Genomic DNA, 13268 nt, shown 5'->3' on the forward strand with positions numbered 1-13268 from the left:
GCTCAACACTCGACGACGTTGACCGCGAGTCCGCCCAGGGCGGTCTCCTTGTACTTCGAGGACATGTCCTTGCCGGTCTCGCGCATCGTCACGATGACCTCGTCCAGCGAGACCCGGTGCTCGCCGTCGCCCATCAGCGCCATCCGCGCGGCGTTGACGGCCTTGGTCGCGGCCATGGCGTTGCGCTCGATGCACGGCACCTGCACCAGTCCGCCGATCGGATCGCAGGTGAGCCCGAGGTTGTGCTCCATCGCGATCTCGGCGGCGTTCTCCACCTGTTTGGCAGTGCCGCCCAGGACCTCGCAGAGCCCGGCGGCCGCCATCGAGGAGGCCGAGCCGACCTCCCCCTGGCAGCCGACCTCGGCGCCGGAGATCGAGGCCTGCTCCTTGTAGAGCACCCCGACGGCGGCGGCGGTGAGCAGGAACCGCACGGCGATGTCCTCACGGTCCTCCTCCCCCGCGTAGCTGGCGCCGGGCCCGTAATGGGTGGCGTAGAAGCCCACGGCAGGGATGATTCCGGCAGCACCGTTGGTGGGCGCGGTGACCACCCGTCCCCCGGAGGCGTTCTCCTCGTTGACCGCCAGCGCGACCAGGTTCACCCACTCCTGCCAATAGGCGTGGGTGCGGCCTGGATCGTCCTTCCACATCCGTGCGTGCCAGTCAGGGGCACGACGCCGGACCTTCAGCCCCCCGGGCAGGTGCCCCTCGCGCTCCAGGGCGCTGTTCTTGCAGTCCTCCATGACCTGCCAGAGGTGCAGCACCTTACCGGTGATCTCGGCTTCGGCTTCCTCCTCGGTGCCGCCGTGGCGGGCGCGGTGCAGGGCGCGCTCATTGGCCAGCATCACCCGGGAGACCGGCAGGCCTGAGCGGGCGCAGTGCTCCATGAGCTGGGCGGCCGTGATGAAGGGGTAGGGCACCTCGGCGTCCGGGGTGGCCAGCGCCTGTCCCAGCGACGCGTCGGAGGCCACCGCATCGGATTCTGAGAGCACGAACCCTCCCCCGATGGAGTAATAGATCTCCTTGGCCACCTGCTCTCCGGCGGCGTCGAGCGCGGTGAGCGTCATCGCGTTGGTATGCCGGTCCATGACGGTGAGCGGGCGCTGGATGAAGTCCTCCACCCGCAGCGGGATCTCCTTGCCGGCGCTGTGGGCGTCCCCGTGGGCGCCGTCCGGATCGCTCGGAGCACCGTCGTCTTCGCACTGGGCGGCCAGCTGCACCGTGCCGGAGACCTCCATGGCAGCCAGTCGGGAGTCGACCTGGTCCGGCAGGATGGTCTCCGGGTCCCACCCCTCCAGGCCCAGCAGCACCGCGGTGAAGGTGCCGTGGCCGCGTCCGGTGGCCGAGAGCGAGCCGTAGAGGTCCACCTGCACCGACTCGGTCCGGGCCAGCACCTCGGGACTTCCCAGCTGCTCGGTCACGAAGCGCCGGGCGGCGCGCATCGGCCCCACCGTGTGCGAGGAGGAGGGACCGATGCCGACCCGGAGCAGATCAAAGATGCTGATGGTCATGGAGTGTCTCGAATCCTGTCCCGGTCAGCGTGCGCGGCGGTAGAAGGGCAGCGGGACCACTTCGAAGGGCTGCGGCTTTCCACGCAGATCGACGTCGAGCCGCGTGCCCGGTTCGGTGTGGGCGATGTCGACATAGGCCATCGCGATCGGATGGCCCAGGGTCGGGCTGGGCAGCCCGGAGGTCACCGCCCCCACGGTCTCACCGGGGTTGTCCCCCTCGACGGCGAGCACCGGGTAGCCGCCGCGGCCGGCGCGCTTGCCGAGGCCCTTGAGCCCGACGAGCCGCTGACCCGAGGTCTTTCCGCGACCCGCCGCCTCGGCAGCCTCGAGGGCGGCGCGTCCGGTGAAGTTCTCCGCCTTCGTGAAGGAGACCACCGGCAGTCCGGCTTCGAAGCTGACCCGTTCGGTGGAGAGCTCGTTGCCGTAGAGCGGCATGCCGGCCTCGAGGCGCAGCGAGTCTCGGCAGGCCAGCCCGCAGGGGACCAGGCCGTCGTCGGACCCGGCCTCCAACAGCGCCAGCCACAGGGCGTGGGCTTTCTCATTGGGCAGGAACAGCTCGAACCCGTCCTCCCCGGTGTAGCCGGTGCGGGCGAGCAGGATCTCGTCGCCGCCGATGCTCACGGTGGTGAACGCGTAGTAGCTGAGCTCGTCGACCAGGAAGGTCTCATTGGCGCGCACCACGGAGCTGATGATCTTCTGCGCGGCAGGTCCCTGGACCGCGATCAGGCTGATGCCTTCCGATTCGTCCCAGACCTCGACGTCGAAGCCTGTCCCCCCAGCACCTGTGCCAGCCGCAGCACGCTCGGTGAGCGCCGCCGCGACCACTTCACGGTTCGACGCGTTGGGGACCAGCAGGAACTCGTTCTCATCGATCCGGTAGGCGATCAGGTCATCGAGGATCCCTCCGTCCTCGCGGCAGATCAGCGAGTACTTCGCCTTGCCGATCTTCACCGCCGCGAGGTTGCCCACCAGCGCGGTGTTCAGGAAGGTGGCGGCGTCGGGCCCGATGATCCGGATCTCTCCCATGTGGGAGAGGTCGAAGAGCCCGGCGGTGGTGCGCACCGCATGGTGCTCCTCCAACTCGGAGGTGTACTTCAGCGGCATCTTCCAGCCGCCGAAGTCGGTGAAGCTGGCACCCAGCTCGGCGTGGGCGGCAGTAAGCGCGGTCTCTCTCATGCGGTGCTCTCCTCGAGTTCGAAGGCCTCCGGCGGGGGGCAGGAACAGATCAGGTTGCGGTCGCCGTGCGCGCCGTCGATCCGGCTCACCGGAGGGAAGTATTTGTCCTGAAGCAGGTTCTTGACCGGGAAGGCCGCCTGCTCGCGCGGATAGGCCCGGTCCCACGCGTCACCGGCGACGACGGCGGCCGGGTGCGGTGCCAGGCGCAGCGGGGACTCCGCCGCGCTGATCTTCTGCTCGACGATGTCCTGGATCTCGGCGCGCACTCCGATCATCGCGGCGATGAACCGGTCGATCTCGGCCAGGTCCTCAGACTCGGTGGGCTCCACCATCAGCGTCCCGTTCACCGGGAAGGCCAGGGTGGGCGCGTGGAAGCCGTAGTCGATGAGGCGCTTGCAGACATCCTCGGCGGTGATTCCTGAGGCCTTGGTGAGCTCGCGCAGGTCCAGGATGCATTCATGGGCGATCAGCCCGTGCTCCCCGGTGTAGAGGATCGGGAAGTGCTCCTTCAGCTTCGCGGCGATGTAGTTCGCGCTCAGCAGGGCATGGGCGGTGGCGCTGGTCAGTCCCTCGGAGCCCATCATCGCCAGGTAGGCCCAGGAGATCGGCAGCACCCCGGCGGAGCCGAAGGGGGTGGCGGTGACCGGGGCGCCGTCGCGGCCTTCTCCCTCATGCTCCCCGGTGGCCCAGGAGGCACCGACGGAGGTGCTGGGCAGGAAGGGCTGGAGGTGTTCGGCCACGGCCACCGGGCCGACGCCGGGTCCGCCGCCGCCGTGCGGAATGCAGAAGGTCTTGTGCAGATTCAGGTGGGAGACGTCGCCGCCGAACTCGCCGGGCTGGGCGAGGCCGACCAGGGCGTTGAGGTTCGCGCCGTCGATGTAGACCTGTCCGCCGGTGGCATGGATCTTCGCGCAGACCTCGCGCACCTCGGTCTCGTAGACCCCGTGGGTTGAGGGGTAGGTGAGCATGATCGCGGCGATCCGGTCCGGGTGCGCGGCGATCTTGGCCTCCATGTCGGCCATGTCGATGGTGCCGTCCTCTGCGGTGGCGACGACGACGACCTGCAGTCCGGCCAGCACCGCCGAGGAGGCGTTGGTGCCGTGGGCCGAGGCCGGGATCAGGCAGATGTCCCGGGCGGAGTCGCCCTGGGCGAGGTGGTACTGCCGGATGGCCAGCAGTCCGGCGTATTCGCCCTGGGAGCCGGCGTTGGGCTGGATCGAGACCGCCGCGTATCCGGTGACCTCGGCGAGCCGGGACTCGAGGTCTGCGATCATCTCGCGCCAGCCGGTGGTCTGCGGGGCCGGGGCATAGGGGTGGATCCCCGCGAACTCGGGCCAGGAGATGGCTTCCATCTCGGTGGCGGCGTTGAGCTTCATGGTGCACGAGCCCAGCGGGATCATGGTCCGGTCAAGGGCGAGGTCGCGGTCGGAGAGCCGGCGCAGGTAGCGCATCATCTGCGTCTCGGAGCGGATCTCGTGGAAGATCGGGTGGGTCATGAACTCCGAGGTGCGGGTCAGCTGCGCCGGAAAGGCGTAGTCCTGCTCCTGCCTGGAGGACCCGAGCTGCTCGGGGAGCGCTGCGACATCCTTGACGCCGAAGGCCTGGGCGACGGCGGCGAGCTGCGCCGTCGTCGTCGTCTCATCGGTGGAGATCCCGACGACGTCCTGGTTGACGCGGCGCAGGTTGACCCCTGCGGCCTCGGCGGCGGCGATGACGTCCTCGGCGGCTTCGTGGGAGGCCAGCCGGACCTGGATGGTGTCGAAGAAGGATTCGGCGATCAGCTCATGGCCTGCCTCGCGCAGCACGGCGGCCAGGGTGCGGGCGGATCCGTGCACCCGCTCGGCGATCCGGGTGAGGCCTTCGGGGCCGTGGTAGACGGCGTACATCGAGGCCGCCACGGCCAGCAGCGCCTGGGCGGTGCAGATGTTTGAGGTGGCCTTCTCGCGGCGGATGTGCTGCTCGCGGGTCTGCAGGGCGAGCCGATAGGCGGGGCGGCCCTCGGCGTCCTTGGAGACTCCGACGAGCCGGCCGGGGAGCTGGCGCTGCAGCCCGGACTTCACGGCCATGAAGGCCGCGTGGGGTCCGCCGAAGAACAGCGGGACCCCGAAGCGCTGGGAGCTGCCCACGGCGATGTCGGCGCCCTGCTCGCCGGGTGAGGTGATCAGGGTCAGCGCAAGCAGATCCGCAGCGATGGTGACCATCGCCCCGCGCTCCTTGGCTTCAGCGATGACCTTGCGGTGGTCGACCACGGCGCCGGAGTTGGCCGGCTGCTGCAGCACCAGTCCGCAGATCTCACCGGCGGGCAGCCCCTCGGCGGCGATGTCGACGGTCTCGATCTCGATGCCCAGCGCGTCGGCCCGGCCGGCGACCACGGCGCGGGTCTGCGGGAAGATGTCGGCGTCGAGCACGATCTTCGCGGTGGCGCGCTTCTTGTTGCCGCGGCGCATCAGCAGGATGGCCTCGGCCACGGCGGAGGCCTCGTCCAGCAGCGACGCGTTGGCGATGTCGAGGCCGGTCAGGTCAGCGACCATGGTCTGGAAGTTCAGCAGCGCCTCAAGCCGGCCCTGGGAGATCTCCGGCTGATAAGGCGTGTAGGCGGTGTACCAGGCGGGGTTCTGCAGCACGTTGCGCAGGATCACCTGCGGGGTGTGGGTGTCGTAGAAGCCCTGCCCGATCATCTGGGTGTGCGGCTGGTTCTTCTCGGCGTAGCCGCGCAGCGCCTGCAGCGTCTCGGCCTCGGTGAGGGCCTCGGGAAGGTTCAGCGGTCCGGGCTGGCGGATCGCCTCGGGCACCGCGGCGTCAACGAGGTCGGCCAGTGAGTCATAGCCGAGGGCACCCAGCATGGTGGCGGCAGTCGCGGAGGTCGGTCCGATGTGCCGGGCGGAGAACTCGGTGGCATCGGGGGCGAGGGTGGAGCTGCGACGGACAGATGTGACGGTCATGGAGGAACCTTCCAGGCATGGAGATGGCGCGGGTTCCTCCCCCGCTCTGTGATGGACCTGAGAGATTCACCGGCCGCCGCCGTCAGACGGGGGCAGAGCCGGCTTGCACCTTCGGTGAGCACATCAGGGTTGTAGACCTGACGTGCTGCTTTCCAGAGTTGCCACCCCTGCACGGTACTGAGTGCCTGAGAGGTTCCCGGGGAGGATATTGCTCCTTCGGCGCCGGATCCGCGCCCAGGGGTGCAGGGACTGCACTGCTCTGGGCGCCAGCCGGACTCTCCCACACAGGGGACGTGGCGATGATTCAATTTGTCCTCATTGTGCCACAGCGGTGTTTTCCGACACATTTCACGATGTGCTCACTCGGCCTGGTTCGCCCGATCCTCTGCCCGGTCCCGGGATCGGGCCCGGTGACGCGCCGGGTCGTGCCGCGCTGGGGGTGCGCACGTGTTCCGGAAGCAGACCCACCCCGATGACGCGCGCGGTGAGTCGGCGGAGCACCGGTGAGAAGAGGCGAAGCAGCTTCGCGGCCGGGGCCGGGACGACCCGGCGCCCGGTCGTGGAGCGAGCGATCACCCGATGTCCGCGCCCCTGGATCCGTTGCATGAGCTTCACCGGCCGCTCCCGGCGGGCCTGCACAGCTGCCAGCGTCTGCTCCGGGACGGTCCCCTGCGTCAGCTGTGCGGTGATCGCGTTGGCCAGCGCCACCGCATCCTGGATCGCATAGTTCACCCCCACCCCGAACATCGGGGACATCGCGTGGGCCGCATCCCCGATGGCGATGAACCCCGGCCGGTGCCAGCGGTGGAGCCGGTTGATCTGCACCGTCAGCAGCTTGACCTGCTTCCAGTCGGTGAGGGTCTGCACCACCTCATCCAGCACCGGGGCCGCCTGGATCAGCCGGGCGCGGAACTCCTCCAGTCCGGCCTGCTGCAGCTCCCGGAATTCACCCTTCTTGATGATCAGGCCCGACTGGTATGTCTCCCCGCGATCGATGGTCAGGACCATCCCGGCCGAGGAGAGGTGGCCCAGGGTGGGCGGGGGCGGATCGGCGGGCTGCGGGAGGCTGAACCAGAGCACATCGATGGGCACTCCTGACTCCACCGGGGTGAGCCCGGCGGCTGCGCGCAGCACCGAGGCCCGTCCGTCGGCGGCCACCGTGAGTCTCGCCCGGATCTGGAGCTCACCCTCAGCCGAGCGGGCGCGCAGTCCGACGACGGCACCGTCGTCGGACTGCATCAGACTGGTCGCCTCGGTGTGCATCCGCAGATCAAAGCCGGGGAAGGCCTTCGCCTCGCGGGCCAGAAAGTCCAGGAAGTCCCACTGCGGGGCGAGGACCAGAAAGTCATCGGGTCCGCGGAGCACTCCGAAGTCGACCAGGGTGAGACGCTCGCCCTCGATGACGGCATCGAGGGTGGAGAACCGGCTGACGGGCAGGGCCAGGAACTGCTCGCGCAGCCCGAGCTCGCCGAGGAGGGTGAGCGTGGAGGGGTGGACGGTGTCTCCGCGGAAGTCGCGGAAGAAGTCGGGGTGCTTCTCGATCACGGTGACCTCCAGCCCTGCGCGGGCGAGCAGGCAACCCAGCACCATCCCGGCGGGGCCTCCTCCAGCGATCACACAGTCGCGCTGCAGCTTGGTCATCGGCATAGCCTCCTCCTCACAGCATCAGGCTCGGGCTGGCCGGACCGGCTGGACGACGGAGGCATTCGCGGGAACGCCGTGCCAGATCACCGCGGCTTCGCCGCTGCGGATCTGCTCGTGGAAGCCGCGAAACACGATCGGGACGCCGTGGGCGCGGTGCAGGTCCAGGCTGTCCATGGCCTGGAGATGGATATGCGGCTGGGTGGAGTTTCCACTGTTGCCGCATTCGGCGAGGATCTCGCCTGAGCTGACCTGCTCCCCGGGGTGGACCCGGATCGATCCGCGCCGCAGGTGCACCAGGGCGATGAAGCACCGGCTCCGCGGGTCCTCGATGATCACATGGTTTCCCGCCACTGCCACCGGGCCCTCGCGGACACGGGAGGACTGTCCGAGCAGGTACGGGATCAGGCTGAGCTGGGAGCGCCTGGCCGCATGGTCGTCCTCGCCGTCGTGGATAACCCGCACGGTGCCGTCACGCGGCGCCAACACCTCCTGTCCGAAGGCGAAGAACAGCTCCGGCTGCTCAGCGGCGAACACGCTGCGCCAACTCACCGACCCGGCGGTGCGTCCGTCCGTGTCCACAGCGACGAAGTCGATGGCGTACCGGATCCCGAAGAGGTCTGTGCCGTGGCTCGGGACACGTCTGGCTGGACTGTTCTGCACCTTCCAGCTGCCCGTGAAGGGCAGGGAAAGCTCCAAAGGGTGCAACGAAGATGACAGGTGCCGCGGCGGCATGGTTCAAGCTTAGCCCCGTGCTGGGTTGAAGTCTCTAGGGCCCGACTTGTCTGTCCTCCCGGCCTCATTTTTTGGAGATACCCCTTGTCAGCGCGTCAGACTCTGCGAGAATCAGGTCATGACGCTCAACGACTTCGTCCCTGCAGCGAACCAGAGCGGCGACCCGGCGGGCTATGAGATCGAGAACGGCGCGATCGACCCGCAGGGGACGCTCTGGGAGGCGCTGCGACTGGCCGCGGACTGGCGACACAAGGTGTTGGTGGATCTCGGCTGCGGGGCAGGCTACTGGCTGCCGAAGTACTCCGAGGCGGAGAAGACCATCGGGATCGAACCAGATGAGCGTCTCCTGGACACGGCCCGGGCCCGCAGCCGACGGGCCAAGGTCTTTCACGGCTCGGCCGAGCATATTCCGCTTGCCGATTCCAGCGTCGACGTGGTCCATGCCCGCTTCGCCTACTTCTTCCCCTCCGAGTTCTTCGATCCCTCGGCGGGGCTGGCGGAGGTCGCCCGGGTGCTGCGACCCGGGGGCAAGCTGGTGGTGATCGACAATGACCATGTGCTCGGCGAGTTTGCGGCGCTGCTGCGCGCCAGTGCGCCCGCCGCGGCACAGGGTCGGGACAGCTACCCCTCGACCTGGTGGCAGGAGAAGGGCGCACGGACCGCGGCCGTGATGAGTCGCTGGCAGTTCCACCGCCGAAGCGACCTCGAGCGGGTCCTGCACCTGGAGTTCCCAGCCGACGTCGCGGAGCAGTGGCTGCGCAGCCATCCGGATCGTCTGGGCCTGTCCTATGGGTACCTGCTGCACATCTGGACCAAGCCCTGAGGCACCCGATCCAGGACCTTCGCGGCAGCCTTCCGCCCCGGTACCGCTCCTGACCGGGGACGATGCCCGTCTGTGACTCTTATCACGTTCCCTGGACACACGCGAAGAGTGCGCTAGATTAATCTCGAAGAGTACTTCAAAGTTGAAGTATATAACGCATCCAGTCGGGTCTCCTTGCACCAGACCCGGGCTGGCAGCAGTAAGGAAACCCCGTTCTGTGTCCTCCCCTGTCCGACCGCGGGTCACCGCGGTCATCCCTGCCCACAACGAGGTTGGCGCCCTGCCTGCCACCATCGCATCACTGCGAGCCCAGACGGTCCCACCCGACCGGATTCTGGTGGTCTCCGATCGTTCCACCGATCACACGGTGGAGATAGCCGAAGCATTCGGCGTTGACGTCATGGAGACCCTGGACAACACGGCCCGCAAAGCTGGAGCTCTGAACCAGGCGCTGGACGTGCTCGAGCGACGAGGGCTCGTGCTGATCATGGACGCAGACACCCAGATCGTCCCGAGGTTCATCGAACGAGCACTCCAAGAGTTCGAGGACCCCGAGGTGGGCGGAGTCGGGGCGGTCTTCCGCGCAGACCCACCCACCGGCTATCTCGAGCTCTGCCAGTTCCTCGAGTGGACCCGATATGCCGAGCAGATCGAGCGCACGGGCAAGACCTTCGTCATGTCGGGCACCGCGGCCCTGATCCGTTGGCAGGCCCTGATAGATGTGGAGTCGCGATTCGGCTCGATCTATGACGAGCAGACCATCACCGAGGACATGCGCCTGACCATGACGCTCAAGACCTGCGGCTGGAAGGTCCGGTCCCCCGTCGAGTGTCAGAGCACCACCGAGACGATGCCGAACATCCCGACTCTCTGGCGTCAGCGTCGTCGGTGGTACCTCGGCGCCCTGCAGAACATCACCGAGATGGGGTGGAATCACGTGACCAGGCGCTACATCAACCAACAGGTCATGCTCGCGCTCTCAGTGATTCTGATGAGCACCCTGATCGGGCTGACGACGGTCTCCTATGCGGTCAACGGCTTCCTCGGCGTGGAGCCCTTCTGGCTCCTCATCGGCGCAGTGTTCGCCCTGGAGCGCGTGATCACCGTCTGGGACCAGCCCTGGCGACGACGACTCTTCGCGGCCATGGTGATTCCCGAGCTGATCTACGCGCTGATCCTGCAGAGCGCCTACATCGGTGCGGTCTGGCAGAAGCTGAATTCCTCCAGCGGAGATTGGGCCCACCTGGGCACACCCCACAGCACCACGAAAGAGGCATAGGTGTACGGCGCAGACATGACCCAAGCCTCCCAGCTTGCCCTCTCAGGGTTCATCGCCTTCGGCGTGGGCTGGGGCTTCCTCGCGGTCGGCGTGCTGTTCATGGCGACCCTGACCCTGGGCACGATCACATCGGTGTTGATCCACAGGATTCGACGATCATCGGCTGTCCACCAGGCCCCGCGGCAGGACATCTGCGGGTAGCGGAAAAGTGCGGCGCTGCCCAGCACGCCACCTTGCACCGCGGGACCCGAGCCGAGAGGCCTCCCGCGTCGACCCGTCCTTCCGCAGTGCTGTCTACCCTCAGTGCTGCCGGGCTGCAGTTCTCGAACGCGGGTGCACCAGCCCCAGAGTGAACAGGGTGGCCGCCGCGCAGAGGTGCAGCAACATCCCCATGAAGGGGATCAGTCCCGGCCCGATGCCCTCCGCGGGAATCGCACGCACCGCGGCATCGCCGCCGATAAAGAACGCCGCGGCCAGCACCGCCACACCACCCAGGAGCATGCGGATCCTCCGCGGGAGCGCCGCCATGCGCAGCGCGTAGAGCGTGCACAGCGCAGCGGCGAGGGACCCCGTCGCGGCCACGAGGCTGAACTGCTCCGGACTGGCCTGGAGCACCCCGGGCAGAGCGAAGGCGGTCGGCGGGACGAGATTCAGCAGCGCGGCGACCAGCAGCAGCGTCCGTGGCTGATTGCGCGCCGTCGTCGTCGCGCTCGCCATGGTCAGCGCACCTGGCGCTGGGCCAGCCGGTAGTCCACCAGCACCAGCACCAGCACGACGGCGAACCCTGCGGCTCCCAGCAGCAGCACCTGTCCGAGATCATCACCCGGGGCCAACATTCCGCGGCCCTCGTCCTGCCAGGGCCACAGCGTGCGCAGCGCGCCGAGCATCACCCCTGCGAGCACCACCATGGTGATCCGGTGACGGTGGTCCAACAGCCACTTCAGACCCTTCACGATGGAGATCACGCCGAGCGCGAGGCCCAGCGCGAAGATGCCCAGGTAGGCGAGGTCACGATCGGCGGCGGCCCGCAGCGTGGGCTCGTAGAGTCCGAAGGTCAGCAGCAGGAAGGATCCGGAGAGCCCGGGCAGCAGCAGCGCCGAGACGGCGATGGCCGCCGCCGGAAGGATCACGTACCAGGTGGGCTCCACCGCGGTAGGTGGCAGCGAGACCAGCCAGAAGGTCAGCGCCGCGGCGGCGATGCCGGCCAGCACATGCGAGGCCTTCAGCGGGCCGGAACGGTCGAACCAGGCCATCTGCAGCGGCACGAAGATCGAGGCGAGCACCATCCCGAAGAACGCAGCCCGGGTGAGCTCGGGGTAGGCCTCCACGGCGTCCGACATGGGACCGGCGATGGTGAAGACGGCGACGATCATCCCGATCATGACCGGGATGATGACCTTCCACTCGACCAGGCGCAGGTGCTGCATGGAGCTTGCCCGCCGATCCGGTCCGCTGATCAGCGCCCGCCCGGCGGAGACCACATGGGAGGCCGAATCGATGAGGTGCCGGTAGATTCCGACCACCAGTGCCACGGTGCCTCCAGAGACTCCCGGGACGGTCTCCACGGTGCCGATCATGGCGCCGCGGATCAGGTTGCCCGGCAGCGAGGTGCGGCGGGACTCCATGGGCGACGCGGAGCCTTCACGCGGCTGCGCAGGCGCGACGTCGCCCTGGTTGCTGGTCTGGGAGGCGGAAGACTCGGCAGAGATGATGGACTCCTCGGTCATACAGGTGGGGGGGGGGAGCTGACATGGTGACCTCACCGGGGCACCGCGACGTCGGCCATTATCTCATCGACTGCTGAGGGCACCCAGCGTCTCGGGGTCCACGGCCTGGAACCGCACCTCAGCACCGGGCGAGAGCTGCGCCGCCAGCGAGAGGTCCTCGCGCACCACGACTCCCAGCACCGGATCAGAGCTGGTGACCGGGTGTTCGGCCAGCGCCACGATGGGCTGACCGGACTCGGCGATGCTTATGGCGCCGCGCATCAGCGGTTCCGCCGGCAGGGCATCGGGCTGGGTGCGAGTGAGCGGATCGTCGCCGTCGAGCACCAGGCTGGCCCGGCTGGATCCGGTCATGACCTCCCAGGGCTGACCCTCCAGTCGGGAGAGTCCTGCGGCCCCGGCGCGGCGGGTGCCGAAATATTCGACCCGCGGCCCGGGCACATAGCGCAGCACGGTGGTCTCCTGCGGCAGCGGCAGCGGGGTGGGCGCGACGGAGGCGATGCCCACGAAGCGCGAGGCCGCGCCGGCAAGCGCGAAACGATCCCCCACCTGCACCGGGGCCGGGCCGAGGCCGGCCACCGTGTCCGTGGAGGCGCTGCCCAGGACCACGGGCGCCTCCAGTCCGCCGGAGATGCCCAGGTAGCTGTAGACCCCGCGCTGGGGCGGTCCGAGGTGCAGCACCTCGCCGGGGAAGACCCAGAACGGGGCGCGGCCCGGGGCGGTGCGGCTGCGTTCGGTGGTCTGCGCCACCTCGGTGCCTCCGCGGGAGGTCGGCACCGGTTCCTGCGTGATGATCTCCAGGGACACCTCGGCGCCGGTCACGGCGAGGATCGAGGTCTGGCAGAGGCGCACGCTGAGCCCTCCCCCGCAGATCTCCAGGACCGCGGCGGAGTCGTCATTGCCGATCAGTCGGTTCGCCTGGCGCGCGGCGGAGAAGTCAGCCGGCCCTGCACGGCCCACGCCGAGGCCGCCGAAGCCGTAGCGGCCCATGTCCTGGACCAGGGTCTGGCCGGGCTCCTGACAGGCTGCAGCCGGCAGCACCTCCAGCACGGCCTCGCGCTCCTCGAGCCGCAGGCCTTCGGCGTAGGACTGCGGGATCGTGACCTCAGGCCGCGCGTCGCCGGTCTGCTCCCGCGCGGTGTTCTCCGCAGTCGCGTAGGTCCCGGCAGGGTCCTTCCCGGCGGCGTCCCTCCGGGCGGGGCCGTCGGCAGCCCCGGATCTGCGCCGTCGCAGCTTGAGCCGCTTCGCCTGCTTCAGCGCCGCCTGCGCGTCGCGACGTCGACGGAAGTCCACCAGGACGGTCTTGACCCCGGGGATCGCGTCGAGCTGGCCGGTGAAGGGATGCTCGGCCAGATGCGCCAACAGGCTGGGGCGGTCCTTCTCTGCGGTGACCTCGATGAGGAGGGCCCGCTGCCCCATCTCCCGGACGCTGTGAATCAT

11 protein-coding genes and 1 riboswitch are annotated in these 13268 nt (G+C 68.6%); of the genes, 3 read left to right on the forward strand and 8 right to left on the reverse strand.

What is annotated here, in order from left to right:
* Window positions 1–2: 2 nt before the first annotated feature.
* The 5 genes from LTH96_RS08365 to LTH96_RS08385 form a co-directional block, all read right to left on the reverse strand.
* Window positions 3–1508, reverse strand: coding sequence for an L-serine ammonia-lyase (locus tag LTH96_RS08365; protein ID WP_241465283.1), 1506 nt, complete (start codon window positions 1506–1508; stop codon window positions 3–5).
* Window positions 1509–1532: 24 nt separating this feature from the next.
* Entirely contained in the window at window positions 1533–2684 is a 1152-nt protein-coding gene (gene gcvT, locus LTH96_RS08370) for a glycine cleavage system aminomethyltransferase GcvT (protein ID WP_241465284.1), read from the reverse strand.
* Window positions 2681–5626 (reverse strand): aminomethyl-transferring glycine dehydrogenase, encoded by a 2946-nt coding sequence (gene gcvP, locus LTH96_RS08375; protein ID WP_241465285.1) that lies wholly within the window; start codon window positions 5624–5626, stop codon window positions 2681–2683. Before gcvP ends, gcvT begins: the two co-directional genes overlap by 4 nt.
* Window positions 5627–5788: 162 nt before the next feature.
* A riboswitch (glycine riboswitch) is annotated at window positions 5789–5919 on the reverse strand.
* A gap of 55 nt (window positions 5920–5974) precedes the next feature.
* The gene (locus tag LTH96_RS08380) at window positions 5975–7273 is read right to left on the reverse strand and encodes an FAD-dependent oxidoreductase (protein WP_241465286.1); all 1299 of its coding nucleotides are present in this window, start codon (window positions 7271–7273) and stop codon (window positions 5975–5977) included.
* An 18-nt stretch (window positions 7274–7291) separates the two neighbouring features.
* Window positions 7292–7930, reverse strand: coding sequence for a M23 family metallopeptidase (locus tag LTH96_RS08385; protein ID WP_241465287.1), 639 nt, complete (start codon window positions 7928–7930; stop codon window positions 7292–7294).
* Between the two features lie 190 nt (window positions 7931–8120).
* Here LTH96_RS08385 and LTH96_RS08390 point away from each other — a divergent pair, with 190 nt between their 5' ends.
* The 3 genes from LTH96_RS08390 (at window position 8121) to LTH96_RS08400 (ending at window position 10305) form a co-directional block, all read left to right on the forward strand.
* Window positions 8121–8825 carry a class I SAM-dependent methyltransferase gene (locus LTH96_RS08390; RefSeq protein WP_241465288.1) on the forward strand — a complete coding sequence of 235 codons (705 nt, stop codon included), beginning with the start codon at window positions 8121–8123 and terminating at the stop codon, window positions 8823–8825.
* Window positions 8826–9042: 217 nt separating this feature from the next.
* A complete protein-coding gene (locus LTH96_RS08395; RefSeq protein ID WP_241465289.1) occupies window positions 9043–10104 on the forward strand; it encodes a glycosyltransferase family 2 protein in 1062 nt (353 codons plus the stop codon).
* Complete coding sequence (locus LTH96_RS08400; protein WP_241465290.1) at window positions 10105–10305, forward strand: hypothetical protein; 201 nt, start codon at window positions 10105–10107, stop codon at window positions 10303–10305.
* Between the two features lie 99 nt (window positions 10306–10404).
* Here LTH96_RS08400 and LTH96_RS08405 read toward each other — a convergent pair whose 3' ends face one another.
* The 3 genes from LTH96_RS08405 to LTH96_RS08415 form a co-directional block, all read right to left on the reverse strand.
* On the reverse strand, window positions 10405–10821 hold the full coding sequence (locus LTH96_RS08405) for a hypothetical protein (RefSeq protein WP_241465291.1): 417 nt from the start codon (window positions 10819–10821) through the stop codon (window positions 10405–10407).
* Between the two features lie 2 nt (window positions 10822–10823).
* Window positions 10824–11831 (reverse strand): DUF368 domain-containing protein, encoded by a 1008-nt coding sequence (locus tag LTH96_RS08410; RefSeq protein ID WP_241465292.1) that lies wholly within the window; start codon window positions 11829–11831, stop codon window positions 10824–10826.
* A 63-nt stretch (window positions 11832–11894) separates the two neighbouring features.
* Window positions 11895–13268, reverse strand: a complete 1374-nt coding sequence (locus tag LTH96_RS08415; RefSeq protein ID WP_241465293.1) for a biotin-dependent carboxyltransferase family protein — start codon at window positions 13266–13268, stop codon at window positions 11895–11897.

This window comes from Nesterenkonia sp. LB17 (assembly GCF_022565915.1).
Classification (GTDB): Bacteria; Actinomycetota; Actinomycetes; order Actinomycetales; family Micrococcaceae; genus Nesterenkonia.

Coding starts and splice junctions, on each gene's coding strand:
- LTH96_RS08365 (WP_241465283.1), bottom strand. CDS start 1,508: ATGACCATCAGCATCTTTGATCTGCTCCGGGTCGGCATCGGTCCCTCC.
- gcvT (WP_241465284.1), bottom strand. CDS start 2,684: ATGAGAGAGACCGCGCTTACTGCCGCCCACGCCGAGCTGGGTGCCAGC.
- gcvP (WP_241465285.1), bottom strand. CDS start 5,626: ATGACCGTCACATCTGTCCGTCGCAGCTCCACCCTCGCCCCCGATGCC.
- LTH96_RS08380 (WP_241465286.1), bottom strand. CDS start 7,273: ATGCCGATGACCAAGCTGCAGCGCGACTGTGTGATCGCTGGAGGAGGC.
- LTH96_RS08390 (WP_241465288.1), top strand. CDS start 8,121: ATGACGCTCAACGACTTCGTCCCTGCAGCGAACCAGAGCGGCGACCCG.
- LTH96_RS08405 (WP_241465291.1), bottom strand. CDS start 10,821: ATGGCGAGCGCGACGACGACGGCGCGCAATCAGCCACGGACGCTGCTG.
- LTH96_RS08410 (WP_241465292.1), bottom strand. CDS start 11,831: ATGACCGAGGAGTCCATCATCTCTGCCGAGTCTTCCGCCTCCCAGACC.
- LTH96_RS08415 (WP_241465293.1), bottom strand. CDS start 13,268: ATGATTCACAGCGTCCGGGAGATGGGGCAGCGGGCCCTCCTCATCGAG.